We start from the raw sequence: 16,782 nt of genomic DNA on the forward strand, positions 1-16,782 counted from the left end.
ATCCCATGACCGGCAAAGAAAACCTCTGCTACGTTTACACCCAGTTGCCAGGCACCTTCGAATGGGTGCCCTGCGCGTCGCTGAAAGTCCGGCAAGTGGGTGCTGGCGCATTCCAGGGCACATTCACCTACGGCAAGCGCTATCTGGCGCGAACAAACGTCGTCGAGCTTGACCCGTACCATCTCAAGCTGACCGACAAACCCATACTGTTCACCAAGCTCAAGGGCATCCCCAGTGCCTTGCGCGACGCCAGCCCGGACGCATGGGGCCGCCGCGTCATCCAGGCTCGTCTTGCGCGCGAAGAGGCAGACCTGTCTGAAATGGACTACTTGCTCAACGGCCCTGATGACGGGGCAGGCAACTTGCGCTTTGGCCTCTCGGCACAGCCACCGGGCCCGAGCAAGCCATTCAACCGCACCCACCAGCTCCAGGCCTTGTCCAGGGCGGCTCAGCAGCTCGAAGAAACAGGCAAGCTGCCTTTCGAGGTGCTGGAAAGCTTGGAGCCCGGCACCAGCATGGGTGGCGCACGCCCCAAGGTCACGGTTGAAGACAACCACCGCATCTACCTCGCAAAGCTTCCCGAGAAGCAGGACAAGCACAACATGCAACGCATCGAGTACGCCACACTCGAACTCGCCCGCGCGGCAGGACTGCAGGTGTGCGGCACACGGCTGGAGTCGATTGGCCAGACAGACGTGTTGATGCTGCAGCGCTTTGACCGTGAATGGAATCCGGATGCCAACGCCTATGCACGCCATGCACTGGTGTCGGGGCTCACCGTGCTGGATGCCGAAGATGGCTACACCGGCCGTGGCCGTTGGTCGTACCTGCTGCTGGCCGACGAAATCCGTCGCTGGTCCATCAAGCCCGACGCTGACAGGATGGAGTTATTTCGCCGGATGGTCTTCAACGCCATGGTCACCAATAACGATGACCACCCACGCAACCACGCCATGCTCCGCACTCCAGGCGGCTGGCGCCTGTCACCTGCCTACGACATCGTGCCGGTTGCGCTCCTGTCCCAGGAGCGTCGGGACCTGGCGCTGGAGGCTGGGCGCTATGGCCGCGTGGCGAGCGTCTACAACCTCTTGTCGGGCTGCGCCAGCTTTGGCCTCAAGCTTGAGGAGGCTCAGGTAATCATCGACAAGATGGTGGAGGTGGTCAAAGACTGGCGCGAGTTGTTCGCAAGGCACCAAGTGGAGGAGCGCTCCATAGAACACGTCTCGGGTGCCATCCTGCCCGAATGCTTCTTCCGCAAGGACCCGACCCCGGCCCCCTGACAAGCATCAGCCCCACCGTCATTGCTTTGCTCGCAGTAACAAGCGACTCAAATCATTTCAACTGCACCGAGCCCGATACGTTGACGTTGACTTGGCTGACACCGGCTTCGAGCGGCACCGGTGATGCCTCGTCAGCCGTGGTCCGGATGCTGGCTGCCATCATGTAGGGTCGCACCGGGCCCGGCTGGTTGGCGTTGACCTGGATGTCACCGAGTGTGTAGCCGCCAAAGCCGAAGCTTTTGGCAATCTCCAAGGCGCTTTTTTGGAACTGCGCGATGGCCTGGCTCTGGGCTTGTGCCTGCGCGTCCTGGCGCTGCTGCGCACTCAGACCAAAGACGACGCTGGCCACGCTCAGGGTCTGGAGTTGCGCCGCGGTCTGACTGATGCGCACGAAATCGCTGCCCTGTAGCACCAGTTCGGCGGTGCCTTGCCAGCCGACCAGTTTGCCGTTGCGGTCGTGCCGCGGCGAGAGCCCGAAACGCCCGGTGCTGACGCTCATCTGGGGGCTTTGGGCCTGGCGCCGGGCCAGGCCCAGCGCGGTATCGAGTGCGGACTTGAGCTGGTTTTGCACTTCTGGCGCGTTGCTGCCTTCGCGCTGGGTGCTCAGGGTCAGGGTCAGCTCGTCCTGCGGCACCTGGACCGTGGCACTGGCCGATAGGCTGACGCGTTGTGTCGGCAGGGCTTGTGCCTGGTTTTGTGAAAAAACGGCTTGGGATGCGGCGAGCATGACGCCTGCAGCCAGCCATTGGCTATGAATTTTCATTTTTGACTCCTGGTGAATGGGTGCCCATGACAGGCAAGAATTTTGTAACATCATGTCAACGCGCTCAAAAAAATCACAAAACCTGCTTTCAAACACGCAAAATCGCGTTTGTTACAAATAGCCCTGGAACGAAGTATGTCCCCAAATTCTGACCGTGTTGACAAAATTTTGGTGGTTGACGACGACGCCCGTATTCGCGACCTGTTGCGCCGCTACCTGACACAAGAAGGCTTCGATGTGCTGCAGGCCGAAGACGGCAAGGCGCTGACGCGGGTGCTTTTGCGCGAGCCGGTCGATCTGATCGTGCTCGACCTGATGATGCCCGGCGAGGACGGTTTGTCGGTGTGCCGGCGCCTGCGCGCTGCCAATGACCGCACGCCCATCATCATGCTCACAGCCAAGGGCGAGGATATTGACCGCATCGTGGGGCTGGAAGTGGGTGCCGACGACTACCTTGGCAAGCCGTTCAATCCGCGCGAACTGCTGGCCCGCATTCATGCGGTCCTGCGCCGGCGACCGCAGGTTGAAGCGCCGGGTTCGCCGTCGGCGGACAATGAAACGGTGACTTTTGGCCCTTTCAGTTTCGACCTGGGGGTGCGCATTTTGCGCAAAGGGGATGAGGAAATCAACCTGACCACCGGCGAATTTGCCATGCTCAAGGCGCTGGTTCGGCACCCGCGACAACCCTTGTCGCGTGAAAAACTGGCGCATCTGGCCAGAGGCCGCGATTTTGAACCGTTCGACCGCAGTCTGGATGTGCAGGTGTCGCGCCTGCGCAAGCTGGTGGAGGTTGATGCCACCGTGCCGCGGTACATCCAGACCGTGTGGGGTGTCGGCTATGTTTTTGTCCCCGATGGCAACTAGACACGGCTTGAGCCTGTTCTGGCGAACTTTTGTACTGCTGGTGCTGCTGCTGCTGGGTAGCGTGTTCGCCTGGACCAGAACCCTGAACGAACTCGAATCGGAACCGCGTGCCATCCAGACCGCGCGGCAAATTGCTTCACTGGTCAACCTGAGCCGTGCCGCGGTGATGCACACCGACAGCATTACCCAGGTGTCGTTGTTCAAAACGATGAAAGACCAGGAGCATGTGGTGATCATGCCGCGCGAGCCCAATGACCAAGTTCAGGCGCTGAAAAATGATGAGCTGAACGGCTACATCGAAACAGAACTGAAGTTGCGGCTGGGTCCGAACACGCCGGTGGCGGAACGCGTCAACGGGGTGGACGGTTTGTGGATTGGTTTTGACATCAACAAGGACCATTTCTGGCTGCAAACGGATCTGTCCCGCTTTGACAAACCCGAAGCCAAGACCTGGCTGGTCTGGCTGACCACTGCGGCCGTACTGTCGCTGCTGGGCGCGGCCTGGATTGCCGGGCTGATCAACCGCCCGCTGAAAGACCTGTCGTTTGCCGCCAAACGGGTGCGCGATGGTGATTTTGAAGCCAGCCAGCTCGATGAGTCTGTGAGCACCAGCGAGATCCGGGCGGTCAATATCGGCTTTAACAGCATGACCCAGAAACTGGCCAAGATCGAAGAAGAACGCGCCGTGATGCTGGCCGGCATTTCGCACGACCTGCGCACACCACTGGCGCGCCTGCGGCTGGAAACCGAGCTCAGCGTGAATGATGGCACGGCCCGCGAGAACATGGTCAATGACATTGCACAGCTCGATGCCATCATCAACAAGTTTCTGGATTACGCCCGGCCAAGCCAGATCAAATTCAGCCCGGTGGCACTGAACCCGCTGATGGAGCAGTGCCTGAGCAACCTGCGCAGCCGCCCTGAGCTTGAGCTCAATGTGGCGCTGGAACCCAATCTGATGGTGCAGGCCGACGCGGTGGAGCTGCAGCGCGTGATCACCAACTTGATAGAAAACGCGGCGCGCTACGGCAAATCGGTGGATACCGGGATGGCGCAGGTGGAGGTGTCAGCCCGCAGGATGGACAGCACGGTGCTGCTGCGCATTCGCGATCATGGCCTGGGCGTGCCCGCTGACCAGCTCAAGCAATTGACGACACCATTTTTTCGGGGCGAGGCGGCACGTACTGCCGCCAACGGCACCGGACTGGGGCTGTCGATTGTGCAAAAAATCGTCTCGCACATGGGCGGCACGCTGGAACTCAGCAATGCCAGCAGCGGCGGCCTGTGCGTCAACATTCGCCTGCAGCGCGCTGACGCAGGTTAATAGCCAGCCTTCGGCCCGAGGCGGGCCTCCCACAAAGGCAGGCCTCCCTCAAAGTCAGCGATTGCCTTTGTCGCGCGGCGGCAGGCCGGTGTGCTGGGTCAGCAGCTGGCCTGGCTTGGGCGTTTTGCTTGCCACGGTGGTGGAGTTTTTGCGTCGGGCGCTGGTGTAGCTGCCGTCGGTCATGGGCTGGAACGTGGGAATCAGATGGTGCTTGCCGTTGCCGATCAGGTCGGCGCGGCCCATGGCCTTGAGCGCGTCGCGCAGCAAGGGCCAGTTGTTGGGGTCGTGGTAGCGCAAAAAGGCCTTGTGCAGGCGGCGGCGTTTTTCACCGCGCACCACGTCAACGCGCTCGCCCCGGTCATCGCGGTGAATGCCCTTGAGCGGGTTCAGGTCGGTGTGGTACATGGCGGTGGCGGTGGCCATGGGGCTGGGGTAGAAGGTTTGCACCTGGTCGGCGCGGAAGCCGTTTTTCTTGAGCCAGACCGCCAGGTTCATCATGTCTTCGTCGCTGGTGCCGGGGTGGGCGGCGATGAAGTACGGGATCAAAAACTGCTTTTTGCCGGCCTCCAGCGTGAACTTGTCAAACAGGGTCTTGAACTTTTCGTAGGTGCCGATGCCAGGCTTCATCATCTTGGACAAGGGCCCTTGTTCGGTGTGCTCGGGCGCAATCTTGAGGTAGCCGCCCACGTGGTGCTGCACCAGTTCCTTGACGTATTCGGGGCTTTGCACCGCCAGGTCGTAACGCACGCCGGAGCCGATCAAAATCTTCTTAACGCCTTTGAGGGCGCGGCCGCGGCGGTAGATGTTGACGAGCGGCTGGTGGTCGGTGCCCAGGTTTTGGCAGATGCCCGGAAAGACGCAACTGGGCTTGCGGCAGGCGGCTTCGATCTCGGGGCTTGTGCAGCCCAGCCGGTACATGTTGGCGGTGGGGCCACCAAGGTCGGAGATGGTGCCGGTGAAGCCCTTGACCTTGTCGCGGACGTCCTCGATTTCCTTGATGATCGATTCTTCGGAGCGGCTCTGGATGATGCGGCCCTCGTGCTCGGTGATCGAGCAAAAGGTGCAGCCGCCAAAGCAGCCGCGCATGATGTTGATGGAAAAGCGGATCATTTCCCAGGCCGGGATTTTGGTGGCGTGGTCATGGCTGCCGTTCTCATCCGCGTAACTGGGGTGCGGGCTGCGCGCGTAAGGCAGGCCAAAGACGAAGTCCATCTCGGCGGTGGTGAGCGGAATGGGCGGCGGGTTCAGCCAGACGTCTCGTGCGGTAGCGCCCTCGCCGTGCGCCTGCACCAGGGCGCGAGCGTTGCCGGGGTTGGTTTCCAGGTGCAGCACGCGGTTGGCGTGGGCGTACAGCACGGCGTCGGACCGGACCTGCTCGTAGCTCGGCAGGCGGATGACGGTGCGCTCGCGCGGCGGCAGGGTGTGTTTGCCGTTGCGCTGGGGCAGCGCCGGGTTGGGCATGAAGCTGAGGGGCTTGACGCCTTCTTCGACGGGGGTCGCATTTTCCTTGGCGCAGCTGCTGCCCTGCCCGGCTGCCTGTTCGCTGGTGGTCTGGTAGGGGTTGATGTGGGATTCGACCGGGCCTGGCACATCGACTTCGGTGGAATCGAGTTCGAACCAGCCCAGGCGGGTGTCGTCGTCGGTGCGGCGCACAAAGGCGGTGCCGCGCACATCGGTGATCTGTTCCACTGGCTCGCGCCGGCTCAGGCGGTGGGCAATTTCTACCAGCGCGCGCTCGGCGTTGCCGTACAGCAGCAGGTCGCATTTGGCGTCCACCACGATGCTGCGACGCACCTTGTCACTCCAGTAGTCGTAGTGCGCGATGCGGCGCAGGCTGCCTTCGATGCCGCCCAGAATGATGGGCACGTCCTTGAACGCTTCGCGGCAGCGCTGGCTATAAACAATGGCCGCGCGGTCGGGCCGCTTGCCGCCGATGTCGCCGGGGGTGTAGGCGTCGTCGGTGCGGATCTTGCGGTCGGCGGTGTAGCGGTTGATCATGCTGTCCATGTTGCCCGCCGTGACGCCCCAGAACAGGTTGGGTTTGCCCAGCGCCTTGAAGGGTTCGGCGCTTTGCCAGTCGGGTTGGGCGATGATGCCGACGCGAAAGCCCTGCGCCTCCAGCATGCGGCCAATCACCGCCATGCCGAAGCTCGGGTGATCGACATAAGCGTCACCCGTGACCAGCACCACGTCGCAGCTGTCCCAGCCCAGTTGCTCCATCTCGGCGCGGCTCATCGGCAAAAACGGCGCCGTGCCGAAACGGGCCGCCCAGAACTTGCGGTAGCTCGACAGCGGCTTGGCGGCGCGCGGGAAAAAGGAGACGTCAACAGGGGCGTTCATGGGCACTCAGGATCAGGGGAAGGCGCCGAGTGTAAGGTTTAGGCGCTTTAAACGTTGCCATCAAGGTCATTGCCAACATGACTTGTGCCCGCGTGGCGATAGAATCCGGCCTGCGTTTCACGACGCATTCGCTAGGGGTGTTGTGCTGTCAGCGGGGCTGGCAGGACGACTGAGAAAGTCCCTTTGAACCTGATTGAGGTAATCCTCGCGCAGGGAAGCAGGTTAAAAACCGGTGCTCGCAGCCTTCTCTGGCGAGATTCAAAACCCGGTCGATACCGCCGACCTGCCAACTTTTGCATGGAGCAAACGGATGGCAACTACAGCTACTTCTGATTCCAGCCAGACCGCCGCGCCGAACACGGCACTGTCAGCCGTGCCCGCGTCCGAGCGGGTTTTCAACTGGCACAACCACGCCTCACTGTGGTTCAGCCTGGGCGTGGGTCTGCTGGTGATGCAGGTGGGCGCCTACCTGGTGCCGGCCGTGGGCAGCCGCGATGCGGCCATTGCGATTGTGCTGGGCTCGCTGGTTGGCGCCGGCCTGCTGGCCTGGACCGCGCGGCTGGGCTGCCAGACCGGCTTGTCGAGCGCGGCGCTGATGCATGCCACCTATGGCAGCGCTTTTGCCAGGTTGCCGGTGCTGCTGAACATGGCGCAACTGATTGGCTGGACCACCTTTGAGCTGGTCATCATGCGCGACGGCACGGCGGCCATTGGCCAGCAATCGTTTGGCCTGGGGCTTGACGGCACCTGGGGCCGGGTGCTGACCACGCTGCTGTGGGGCGGCGTGCTGGTGTGGTTGCTGTCGCGCCCGATGACGCAACTGGTGCGCAAGATTGTCAGCCGGGTGGCGCTGCCGCTGGTGATTGCCTCGCTGCTGTGGCTGACCTGGCAGTTTGGTGGCCAGGTGCAGGCGCTGGGGCTGGCCGCGTTCTGGGCGCGCCCGGGCGACGGCAGCATGGGAATGCTGTCGGCCATGGACCTGGTGATGGCGATGCCGGTGTCGTGGCTGCCGCTGGTGGCCGACTATGCGCGTTATGGCACCTCCGGCAAAAGCGCCTTGCGCGGCACCTGGCTCGGCTATGCGCTGGCCAATATCTGGTGTTACGGCCTGGGCGTGATGGTGGTCACGGTGGCCGCCCCGGGCACCGACCTGGTCAGTGCGCTGCTGTTGGCGCAGGGCGGCCTGCTGGCCCTGACGCTGATTCTGGTGGACGAGGTGGACAACGCTTATGGTGACGTGTACTCGGGCGCGGTGTCGGGCCACAGCATCAAGCCGGGCTGGAGCGTGCGCCAGTGGGGCCTGGGCCTGGCGGTGTTGTGCACCGGTCTGGCGCTGGTGTTGCCGATGCACAGTCTGGAGCCGTTTTTGCTGATGCTGAGTTCGGTGTTTGTGCCGCTGTACGGTGTGATTCTGGGCCGACTGGCGCTGTCGGGTGGGGCCGTGGTCAGCCACGGCAAAGCGGTTGACTGGTCAGCGGCGCTGCTGTGGCTGGGCGGCATTGGCTGCTACCACGCGCTGGCGCAATGGGCGCCGCAGTGGGGGGCGGCGCTGCCCACGCTGGCCGCCACTTTTGTGCTGGCCTGGCTCACGCGCCCCGGCGTTGTCCGTGTGCAGGAGGTGCGCGCATGAACATCGTCATTTTGGGCGCCGGCCTGATGGGGCGGCTGCTGGCGTGTTCGCTGGCGCGCGCCGGGCACACCGTCACCGTCCATGAAGCCGCCGAGGCCACGGACCGTCGCGCCGCCGCCTTTGCCGCTGCGGCCATGCTGGCACCGCTGGCCGAGTCGGCGGTGGCTGAAGACCCAGTGGTGCGCATGGGGCAGTATGGCCTGACACGCTGGCCCGAGCTGATTGCGGCCCTCGACACGCCGGTTTTTTTTCAGCAACAAGGCACCCTGGTGGTATGGCACCGCCAGGACACGGCTGATGCACAGCGCTTTGCACACCTGCTGAGCGCCACCGGCCAACGACAGCCTGACCTGCCCGCGCCAAAAACGCTGGATGCGGCTGGCCTGGACCAACTGGAACCCGGCATGGGCGCGCGTTTTGCACAGGGCCTGTACCTGCCCGGCGAAGGCCAGCTGGACAACCACCAGCTGATGGATGCCCTGCTGGCGCAATTGCAGCGTCTGCAGGTCACCCTGCACTGGGGCAGCCCGCGCAGCCCGGACGACTTTGCACCGGGTCAGGCCGGCCAGCCTGACTGGCTGCTGGACTGTCGTGGCCTGGGCGCAAAACCCCAATGGCCAGGCGTGCGCGGTGTGCGCGGCGAGATCATTACCCTGCACGCCCCGAACGTGACGCTGTCGCGCCCGACCCGGCTGATTCACCCGCGTTATCCGATCTACATCGCGCCCAAACAGGACGGCTATTTTCTGGTGGGTGCCACCGAAATCGAGTCTGAAGACCGCTCGCCGATGAGTGTGCGCTCGGCGCTGGAGTTACTCAGTGCTGCCTACACCGTGGACAGCGGCTTTGGCGAGGCACGCATCCTGGACCTGGTGGCCCAATGCCGCCCCACCCTGCCCGACAACCTGCCGGCGGTGCGCCGCCTGGGCGCGCGCTGCCTGCAAGTCAACGGCCTGTACCGCCACGGCTACCTGATCGCCCCGGCCATGCTGGATGTGGTCTTGCAATTGATAGATAAGGGACATTCGGCACTGGCCGCTGAGTTTGACCTGGCCGTGATGGCGGCTGACCCTGTGGGAGCGGCGCCCTCGCCGCGAATGAATTCCAACAGCCTTCGGCCCGAGGCGGGCCTCCTACAAAATCCAGACATCCCTCTGACCCCGGCTGGTGACCCTGTGGGAGCGGCGCCCTCGCCGCGAATGAATTCCGGCTTCCGGGAGCCTGCAAGATGACGACACGCATCAAGGTGCTGATCAACGGCCAGGCCCTTGAGTTGCCAGCCCCCGCCACGCTGGCCGATGCCGTGGCGCAGCTGGAGCTGAAGCCGCCTTTCGCCGCCGCCATCAACCTGCAATTCATCCCCAATACCCAATACCACCACACCCCATTGAACGACGCCGATCAGATCGACCTGATTGCGCCGGTGACCGGGGGCTGAGGATTGACCACCATGAACATGTTCCCGGACACCACCACTGCCGACACCCTGGTGCTTTACGGCCAGGCCTTTGCCAGCCGCCTGCTGCTGGGCACCTCGCGCTACCCGTCGCCCGGCGTGCTGCAGGCGGCCGTCAGGCTGGCGCAGCCGGCCATGCTGACCGCGTCCCTGCGCCGGCAAAATCTGCAGGCCGCCGAGACTGCGCCGAACACCTTCTGGGCCATGCTGGCCGAGCTGAAGGTGCCGGTGCTGCCCAACACCGCGGGTTGCCACAGCGTGCAGGAAGTCATTACCACGGCGCAGATGGCGCGCGAGGTGTTTGGCACGCCCTGGCTCAAGCTGGAACTGATTGGCGACGACTACACGCTGCAGCCCGACACCCTGAACCTGGTCGACGCCGCCAGCCGGCTGATCAAGGATGGTTTTCAGGTGCTGCCCTATTGCACCGAAGACCTGGTGCTGTGCCAGCGTCTGGTCGATGTGGGCTGCCAGGCCATCATGCCGTGGGCCGCGCCGATCGGCACCGGCAAGGGCCCGCTCAACCCTTACGCGCTGCGCACCCTGCGCGAACGCCTGGACGTGCCCATGCTGGTGGACGCCGGCTTGGGTTTGCCCTCGCACGCTGCCCAAGTGATGGAGTGGGGCTTTGACGGCGTGCTGCTCAACACCGCCGTGGCGCTGGCGCAAGACCCGGTGCGCATGGCCGGCGCCTTTGCCAGCGCCACCCAGGCGGGTCGCGCTGCGTTTTTGTCGGGGGTCATGCCCGAGCACGACAGCGCACAACCCAGCACGCCGGTGCTGGGCACGCCGTTCTGGCACCAGGCCTGAACGCCGGACCAGGCACCACCCACACCACGTTTCAGATGAACGCTTTCAACGAACTTGACACCCTGGCCCATGAGATCGTGCGCCAGCACGGCCCGTTGGCACTGCAAGCCGATGCACTGGAGCGGCTGCCGACCTACCTGGCAGCACTGCCCACCACCGTGACCGGACTGGTCCCGCAAGCGGTCTATGCCGCTTGTCGCGCACTCGATTTCATCGATGCCGATGCCCGCTGTTTGACCGCTGCCTGGCAACGCCAGACCAGGCGTACCGGCCAATTCGATCCCGGCGCCTGGCCCACCGACCCGCAAGATTTTGATTTGAATGTCAAGGTCCATGAATCAAACGCCATCGCGGCGAGGGCGCCGCTCCCACAAGCAAGCTTTGCCCCCTGCCCGCATCGGTTGGGGCTTTACGCGGTGTTGCCCGATGCGGCCTGGGTCGGACGCATGGCGCGGGCCGGGGTGCCGACGGTACAGTTGCGCTTCAAGTCGGACGACCAAGGCGCCATCATGCGTGAGGTACACGCCGCTGTGCAGGCGGTGCAAGGCACGGGCGCGCTGCTGTTCATCAACGACCACTGGCAGGCGGCCATCGCGGCCGGCGCCTATGGCGTGCATTTGGGGCAGGAAGACCTTGAGGCGCTGGGCGGTGCTGACCTGAACGCCATTCGCGCGGCGGGTCTGCGCCTGGGACTGAGCAGCCACGGTTATGCCGAGATGCTGCGCGCGGCAAGCGTGCGGCCCAGCTACATCGCCATGGGGGCTGTATATGCCACCACGCTCAAGCGCATGGCGACACCGCCGCAAGGGCTGGCGCGTCTCACCATGTATGCCGCATTGCTGCGTGACACACCGACGGTCGCAATTGGCGGTATTGACGCCGCGCGGCTGCCCGAGGTGCTGGCCTGCGGCGTGGGTTCCGTGGCGGTGGTGCGGGCGCTGGTAGCCGCCGATCAGCCCGAGGCACAGGTGGCCGCGTTGCAGGCCATGTTTTAAAGGTCGCGCAGTTGCATGGGCAGCGGTGCAAAACCGTGGTTGAGCGGGCCCTCGCCCTGACCGGTTTTGACCGAGGCCCCGGCCTGCAGCGCGTGGCGCACAAATTCGCGGGCCTGTTGCACGGCTTGCGTGAGCGTGGCACCCAGCGCCAGATGCGCCGCAATGGCGCTTGACAGCGTGCAGCCGGTGCCGTGGGTGTTGCCGGTGTCGATGCGCGAGGCTTCCATCCAGAGCGGATCGCCTGACGCTTGCAGCAGCAGGTCGGTGACCACGTCCCCCGCCAGATGCCCGCCCTTGAGCAGCACGGCGCGGGCGCCGCGCGCCAGCAGTTCAGCCGCCGCCTGTGCCATGTCGTGCACACTGGTCAGCGGTCGCCCGACCAGCAGCGCGGCTTCGTCGAGGTTGGGCGTGATCAGCGCAGCGCGCGGGAACAACTCGGCCACCAGCACGGCGATGGCCGGGTCGTCGATCAGCTTGGCGCCGCTGGTGGCGACCATCACCGGGTCGAACACCACGCGGCTGAGCTGGTGGCGGTCGATGGCCTGCGCCACGGTGCGCACGATTTCGGGGGAATGCAGCATGCCGACCTTGACGGCGTCGGCACCGATGTCTTCGAGCACCGCGTCGATCTGGGCGCGCAGCATGTCGGGCGGCACGGCATGGATGGCGCGCACGCCGCAGGTGTTTTGGGCGGTCAGCGCGGTGATGGCCGTCATGCCGAAGCAGCCCAGCGCGGCAAAGGTTTTGAGGTCGGCCTGGATGCCGGCGCCGCCACCGCTGTCCGAGCCGGCGATCGACAGGACGCGGGGGTACTGGTGAATGCATTCCGTGTTCATGGGAGCCTTTGTGATTTGAAAATTTCTGTGAAAGATTGGGCGGCCTGGCCAGGATCCGGCGCTGAACAGATGGCGCTGACCACGGCCAGGCCGTCGGCACCAGCCTGCAGCAGCTCCGCCGCGTTGCCGTGGTGGATGCCGCCAATGGCGACCAGCGGCAGCGCGGTCAAGGCGCGCACTTGGCGGACGCCCGCCAGGCCCCAGGGCGGGGCAGTATCGGTTTTGGTGGGCGTGGCATAGACCGGGCTGATGCCCAGGTAATCCACCGGCTGACCGGCGGCACGCGCCACATCGTCGAGGTTTTCCACCGACAGGCCGATGAACACCTCGGGCGGCAGCAGTTGCCGTGCCAGCGCCACCGGCATGTCGGACTGGCCCAGGTGCACGCCCTGGGCGCCACAGGCCAGCGCCACATCCAGGCGGTCGTTGATGACCAGGGGCACGCCCAACGGGGCCAGCAGGTTCCTGACGGTCAGCGCCAGTGCCACAAAGTCGCGCGTGGCCAGGGCTTTTTCGCGCAACTGGACACAGCTCACACCGCCCTGCACCGCCGACAGCAGCACGTCGGTGAGGGTGCGGCCGCGCAGGCTGGCCTGATCGGTAACCAGATAGAGGTGCAGCGCCCCGGTCAATGCCTGGTGCATCGTTTATGGGCTGACGGTGAGCTTGAGGCGGCTCAAAAACGTGGTCTCGTCGAGCAACTGCAAATGGTCGAGCAGTGCCATTTGCAAGCTGCCCACGCCCTGGCCTTGTGCCTGCACCGCCTGGGTGGCCACTTCGCCGACCACGCCCAGGTAGGCCATGGCCGCGACGGTGGCGCGCCAGGCGTCGGGCTGGACCGCACAGAACGCCCCCACCAACGCCGTGGCCGAGCAACCCACGCCGGTGATGCGCGTCATCCATTCATGGCCGTTGGCCAGGCTGGCATGGCGACCATGGGCATCCAGCACGTGGTCGAGTGGGCCGCTGACGCAGACCACACCGCCACTGCGCTCAGACAGCGCACGCGCGCCCTGCAGCGCATCGGCCACGGCCGCGCTGCTGTCCACACCACGCGTTTGCGCGGCCATGCCCGCCACGCTCATGATTTCCGAGGCGTTGCCACGAATGACCGTTGGCATGGCCTGGCGCAGGATAGCCTTAATGCTGTCGTTCCGATAAGGGGTGGCGCCAGCACCCACCGGGTCGAGCACGGTGGGAATGGCGCGCGCCGAGGCCACGTCCAGCGCCTGGCACATGCTGTTGATCCAGTAGGGCTCCAGCGTGCCGATGTTGAGCACCAGCGCCTGGGCGATGGCGGCCATGTCGGCCACCTCTTCGTGGGCGTGCGCCATCACCGGTGAGGCGCCCATGGCCAGCAGCACATTGGCGTTGAAGTTCATCACCACCAGGTTGGTGATGGAGTGCACCAGCGGGCGCTGCGCGCGCACCGCCAGCACATCGGCCCAGAGATCGGAAGGTAAAAGTGGCTTGGCCATGACAGATTCCAGCAAGTGATCCGGGGCCGTTCAGCGCAACGCCTGGGGTGAACGCTTTCCTACGCTGGCACGACCCAGATCAGGTTCAAAGAGTTTTTCTCAGCCACCCGACCGGGCGGCACCTCTAGCGCTGCGAATTATGACGGATACACAGGGAAGCCCGGACAAGCAGGCCAGGGTTTACGGCGTGCGCCTGGCGATATGTGCACGCAACCAGTCAGCAAAGGCGTCTTCAGACAAGTCGTCCGAAGCGACGGCGAGCATGGTGAGTACACAGTCAGCATCATCAGCCACCAATTGGTAGCCATTGAGCCGCAAAAATAGCTCGGCAGCGACAAAACCCGTTCGCTTGTTGCCATCGATAAAAGCGTCATTGCGAGAAAGCCCGTAGCCATAGACAGCGGCCAGAGCGGCTGCATCGGGGTTACCGTAAGCCGCCAAATTGATAGGGCGTGCCATTGCAGACTCCAACAAGTTGTCATCCCGGACACCACTGCCTCCGCCGTGCTCGGCCAGTTGCATATCGTGAATCGCCAGAATGACGGCACGCTCAATCCAGATCCAGGCGTTCATTTTGCCAACTCGTGCAAGACATTGCGTCGCTCTTTCATCACCTCACGCGCCAAACGCATTTAAGCCTCGAAGACCGGGTCGTTTGGAGTTATGCGCAGCCCATCTGGTGACTCTGTGACATAAAACGTGTCCCCTTTTTCCAATTTGAGCTGGGCCAACAATTCTTTGGGGAAAACCGCGCCCACCGAGTTCCCGATTTGTGTGAGTTTGAGCGTGTACATAAAAAATCTCCTAAAAGTTATAACGCTTGTAATACCAAGCAAAGGCATTCAAGCTGTCAATCATTCAAGGCTTGGCCGGAGGCACCACCACAAACCGGCCCGATGCCGCGCTTTGTTCGCCCAGCGTCAGGAGTTGCATCACCGCATGCACCTGCGCCGGTGTCACACCGGGCTCGGGCTGCAGTCCCCACAGGTGGTCGCGCAGCTGGGCGTAATAGGCCAGGTAGTTGCCCGCCGGATTGGGGGCCGCCATGCGCACCGACACCGGGGTCGTCACGCCGGGGATGTTTTCCATGCGCAGCAATTGACCCGGTTGCGGGTCTTGACCCCAGTTATCAAGTGCATCCAGTTGCGGCCGCTGACCTGTCTTGAGGGCGTCTTCCTGCACGTCCAGCCCGAACTTGGTCAAGCTGCCCCGGGTGCCATGGACCACCCAGCGCGGCCCCGGCTCAGCCACCAGTGTGCTGGCATGCAGGATCACGCGCAGACTGCCATGCCGGGTGTCGTAACGCAGCACGGCATGAAACCAGTCGTTCACCAGGGCGTCGTCGCGCACGCTGGCCTGCTCCAGCAGCAGGGCATCCGGCCGGCCAAACAAGACCAGCGACTGGTCCACCAGGTGCGGCCCAAGGTCGAACCAGAGGCCGGAGCCGGGCAGGTTTTGCTCGCGCCAGCGCGTCGGCACAGTGGGGCGGTAGCGGTCAAAGTGCGAATCAAGCTGCACCACTCGGCCCAACTGGCCGCTTTGGATCACTTGCTGCAGCGCCAGAAAATCACTGTCGAAGCGCCGGTTCTGAAATACCGTGAGCACCCTGCCCTGCTGGCACGCCAGATCAAGCAGCGTTTCAGTTTCGGTCAGGGTCACGGTGCAGGGTTTGTCCATCACCACATGTTTGCCCGCTTGCAGCGCAGCTTGTGCCAATTCGAAATGGCTGGCGTTGGGGGTGGCGATCACCACCAGATCAATGGCGGGGTCAGCCAGGGCAGCGCTGACGGAAGCCACGCAGGACACGGCCGGCCAGTCGCGTTGCACCGCGTCCGTCTGGCGCGTGACAATGCAGGCCAGTTGCAGACCGGGCACGCCGGCGATGAGCGGCGCATGAAAGATGCGACCGGCACCGCCATAACCGATCAGGGCAACTTGCAGTGGCGGGTATTGGGCAGGAGGTGGGGCTGATGGCGCAGGTTTCATACCCGGATCATCACCGAAAATGCAGCCAGGGGAAGACCCACACGTGACCAAGACTTAAATCGCGCACAATTTGGCCATGCTTCAATTTTTGCCAGCGCCGATCAACGGTGCCATTGCCAGCACACTGATGTTGCTCAACATTTTGTTTTGGGTACCTGTTTTGCTGCTCGCCGCCACCGTCAAGCTGCTGCTGCCGTTCAGGCGGGTGCGTCTGGCCATTGACCCGCTGCTGCTGCAGATTGCCGAAGCCTGGATTGCAGGCAACAGTGCCTGGATGCGGCTGACGCAGCCGCTGCAATGGCAAGTGACGGGCATTCAGGATCTGGACCGACGCCAGTGGTACCTGGTCATTTGCAACCACCAGTCATGGGTCGATATTCTGGTGTTGCAGCATGTGCTGAACCGGCGTATTCCGCTGCTCAAGTTTTTTCTCAAAAAACAATTGATCTGGGTGCCCATCATGGGACTGGCCTGGTGGGCACTGGAGTTCCCGTTCATGCGTCGGCACAGCGAAGCTTTTCTGCAAAAGCACCCCGAAGAGCGTGGCAAGGACGCCGCGACCACGCGTGCGGCCTGCGAAAAATACGCGCTGGTACCGACCAGTGTGATGAATTTTGTCGAGGGCACCCGCTTCACCCGCGCCAAACAGCAACGCCAGCAGTCGCCCTACCGGCACCTGCTCAAGCCCAAGGCGGGCGGCATCAGCCTGGCGCTGGATGCCATGGGCGAAAAATTTGGCGCGGTGCTCGACATCACCATCGCCTACCCGGATGGTACGCCCAATTTCTGGCAATTTTTGCAGGGTCGCGTGCCTCGGGTGATTGTGCAGGCCCGCACCCTGGCAGTGCCACGGCTTGCCGCCAATGCAGCGGGTGACCTCTCGCAGGCCTGGCGGGAACTGTGTCAGGCCTGGATCAACCAGTTGTGGACTGACAAGGATGCCCTGCTGGACAGGCTTCAGGCCCATAAAAACCAATAAATTACTTTAACAATCACTAATAAAATATTGATTTAGTTCAA

At 63.6% G+C, this 16,782-nt stretch carries 17 protein-coding genes and 2 riboswitches; of the genes, 9 read left to right on the plus strand and 8 right to left on the minus strand.

Features of this window, described 5'->3' with window-relative positions:
- The first annotated feature begins 5 nt into the window (after nt 1-5).
- Nucleotides 6-1,280 (plus strand): HipA domain-containing protein, encoded by a 1,275-nt coding sequence (locus tag NDJ10_RS01600; protein ID WP_296159306.1) that lies wholly within the window; start codon nt 6-8, stop codon nt 1,278-1,280.
- Nucleotides 1,281-1,332: 52 nt separating this feature from the next.
- Here the strand turns inward: NDJ10_RS01600 and NDJ10_RS01605 are convergent, their stop codons facing one another.
- Nucleotides 1,333-2,043 (minus strand): SIMPL domain-containing protein, encoded by a 711-nt coding sequence (locus tag NDJ10_RS01605; protein WP_296159307.1) that lies wholly within the window; start codon nt 2,041-2,043, stop codon nt 1,333-1,335.
- A gap of 135 nt (nt 2,044-2,178) precedes the next feature.
- Between NDJ10_RS01605 and ompR the strand changes: the two genes are divergently transcribed.
- Nucleotides 2,179-2,907: a two-component system response regulator OmpR gene (gene ompR, locus NDJ10_RS01610; protein WP_296159308.1), complete on the plus strand. Its 729-nt coding sequence runs from the start codon at nt 2,179-2,181 to the stop codon at nt 2,905-2,907.
- Nucleotides 2,897-4,231 carry an ATP-binding protein gene (locus tag NDJ10_RS01615; protein WP_296159309.1) on the plus strand — a complete coding sequence of 445 codons (1,335 nt, stop codon included), beginning with the start codon at nt 2,897-2,899 and terminating at the stop codon, nt 4,229-4,231. The genes ompR and NDJ10_RS01615 overlap by 11 nt, the downstream gene beginning before the upstream one ends.
- A gap of 54 nt (nt 4,232-4,285) precedes the next feature.
- Here the strand turns inward: NDJ10_RS01615 and NDJ10_RS01620 are convergent, their stop codons facing one another.
- Nucleotides 4,286-6,571, minus strand: coding sequence for a YgiQ family radical SAM protein (locus NDJ10_RS01620; RefSeq protein WP_296159310.1), 2,286 nt, complete (start codon nt 6,569-6,571; stop codon nt 4,286-4,288).
- 123 nt (nt 6,572-6,694) lie between these two features.
- A riboswitch (TPP riboswitch) is annotated at nt 6,695-6,804 on the plus strand.
- Nucleotides 6,805-6,881: 77 nt separating this feature from the next.
- On the opposite strand from NDJ10_RS01620, the gene NDJ10_RS01625 reads away from it, so the two are divergent.
- The 5 genes from NDJ10_RS01625 to NDJ10_RS01645 are packed head-to-tail and all read left to right on the plus strand — an operon-like array spanning nt 6,882 to nt 11,462.
- Nucleotides 6,882-8,201, plus strand: a complete 1,320-nt coding sequence (locus NDJ10_RS01625; RefSeq protein WP_296159311.1) for a cytosine permease — start codon at nt 6,882-6,884, stop codon at nt 8,199-8,201.
- Complete coding sequence (locus NDJ10_RS01630; protein ID WP_296159312.1) at nt 8,198-9,433, plus strand: FAD-dependent oxidoreductase; 1,236 nt, start codon at nt 8,198-8,200, stop codon at nt 9,431-9,433. The genes NDJ10_RS01625 and NDJ10_RS01630 overlap by 4 nt, the downstream gene beginning before the upstream one ends.
- Nucleotides 9,434-9,441: 8 nt before the next feature.
- Nucleotides 9,442-9,639 (plus strand): sulfur carrier protein ThiS, encoded by a 198-nt coding sequence (gene thiS, locus NDJ10_RS01635; protein WP_296159425.1) that lies wholly within the window; start codon nt 9,442-9,444, stop codon nt 9,637-9,639.
- Nucleotides 9,640-9,657: 18 nt separating this feature from the next.
- Nucleotides 9,658-10,467: a thiazole synthase gene (locus tag NDJ10_RS01640; protein WP_296159426.1), complete on the plus strand. Its 810-nt coding sequence runs from the start codon at nt 9,658-9,660 to the stop codon at nt 10,465-10,467.
- Nucleotides 10,468-10,502: 35 nt separating this feature from the next.
- Nucleotides 10,503-11,462 (plus strand): thiamine phosphate synthase, encoded by a 960-nt coding sequence (locus NDJ10_RS01645; protein WP_296159313.1) that lies wholly within the window; start codon nt 10,503-10,505, stop codon nt 11,460-11,462.
- Here NDJ10_RS01645 and thiD read toward each other — a convergent pair.
- The 6 genes from thiD to NDJ10_RS01675 form a co-directional block, all read right to left on the minus strand.
- Nucleotides 11,459-12,298 carry a bifunctional hydroxymethylpyrimidine kinase/phosphomethylpyrimidine kinase gene (gene thiD, locus NDJ10_RS01650; RefSeq protein WP_296159314.1) on the minus strand — a complete coding sequence of 280 codons (840 nt, stop codon included), beginning with the start codon at nt 12,296-12,298 and terminating at the stop codon, nt 11,459-11,461. The two genes, NDJ10_RS01645 and thiD, sit on opposite strands and share 4 nt — an antisense overlap.
- Nucleotides 12,295-12,942, minus strand: a complete 648-nt coding sequence (gene thiE / locus NDJ10_RS01655) for a thiamine phosphate synthase (protein ID WP_296159315.1) — start codon at nt 12,940-12,942, stop codon at nt 12,295-12,297. The genes thiD and thiE overlap by 4 nt, the downstream gene beginning before the upstream one ends.
- A gap of 3 nt (nt 12,943-12,945) precedes the next feature.
- Nucleotides 12,946-13,776 (minus strand): hydroxyethylthiazole kinase, encoded by an 831-nt coding sequence (gene thiM, locus NDJ10_RS01660; protein ID WP_296159316.1) that lies wholly within the window; start codon nt 13,774-13,776, stop codon nt 12,946-12,948.
- A gap of 39 nt (nt 13,777-13,815) precedes the next feature.
- A riboswitch (TPP riboswitch) is annotated at nt 13,816-13,912 on the minus strand.
- A gap of 44 nt (nt 13,913-13,956) precedes the next feature.
- Nucleotides 13,957-14,349, minus strand: a complete 393-nt coding sequence (locus NDJ10_RS01665; protein ID WP_296159317.1) for a type II toxin-antitoxin system death-on-curing family toxin — start codon at nt 14,347-14,349, stop codon at nt 13,957-13,959.
- A 59-nt stretch (nt 14,350-14,408) separates the two neighbouring features.
- Nucleotides 14,409-14,570, minus strand: a complete 162-nt coding sequence (locus NDJ10_RS01670; RefSeq protein WP_363318679.1) for an AbrB/MazE/SpoVT family DNA-binding domain-containing protein — start codon at nt 14,568-14,570, stop codon at nt 14,409-14,411.
- A gap of 64 nt (nt 14,571-14,634) precedes the next feature.
- Nucleotides 14,635-15,762 (minus strand): oxidoreductase, encoded by a 1,128-nt coding sequence (locus tag NDJ10_RS01675; protein WP_296159319.1) that lies wholly within the window; start codon nt 15,760-15,762, stop codon nt 14,635-14,637.
- Nucleotides 15,763-15,838: 76 nt separating this feature from the next.
- Between NDJ10_RS01675 and NDJ10_RS01680 the strand changes: the two genes are divergently transcribed.
- Nucleotides 15,839-16,741, plus strand: coding sequence for an acyltransferase (locus NDJ10_RS01680; RefSeq protein ID WP_296159320.1), 903 nt, complete (start codon nt 15,839-15,841; stop codon nt 16,739-16,741).
- Nucleotides 16,742-16,782 lie beyond the last annotated feature (41 nt).

The sequence above is a fragment of the Rhodoferax sp. genome, assembly GCF_023700745.1.
GTDB lineage: Bacteria > Pseudomonadota > Gammaproteobacteria > Burkholderiales > Burkholderiaceae_C > Rhodoferax.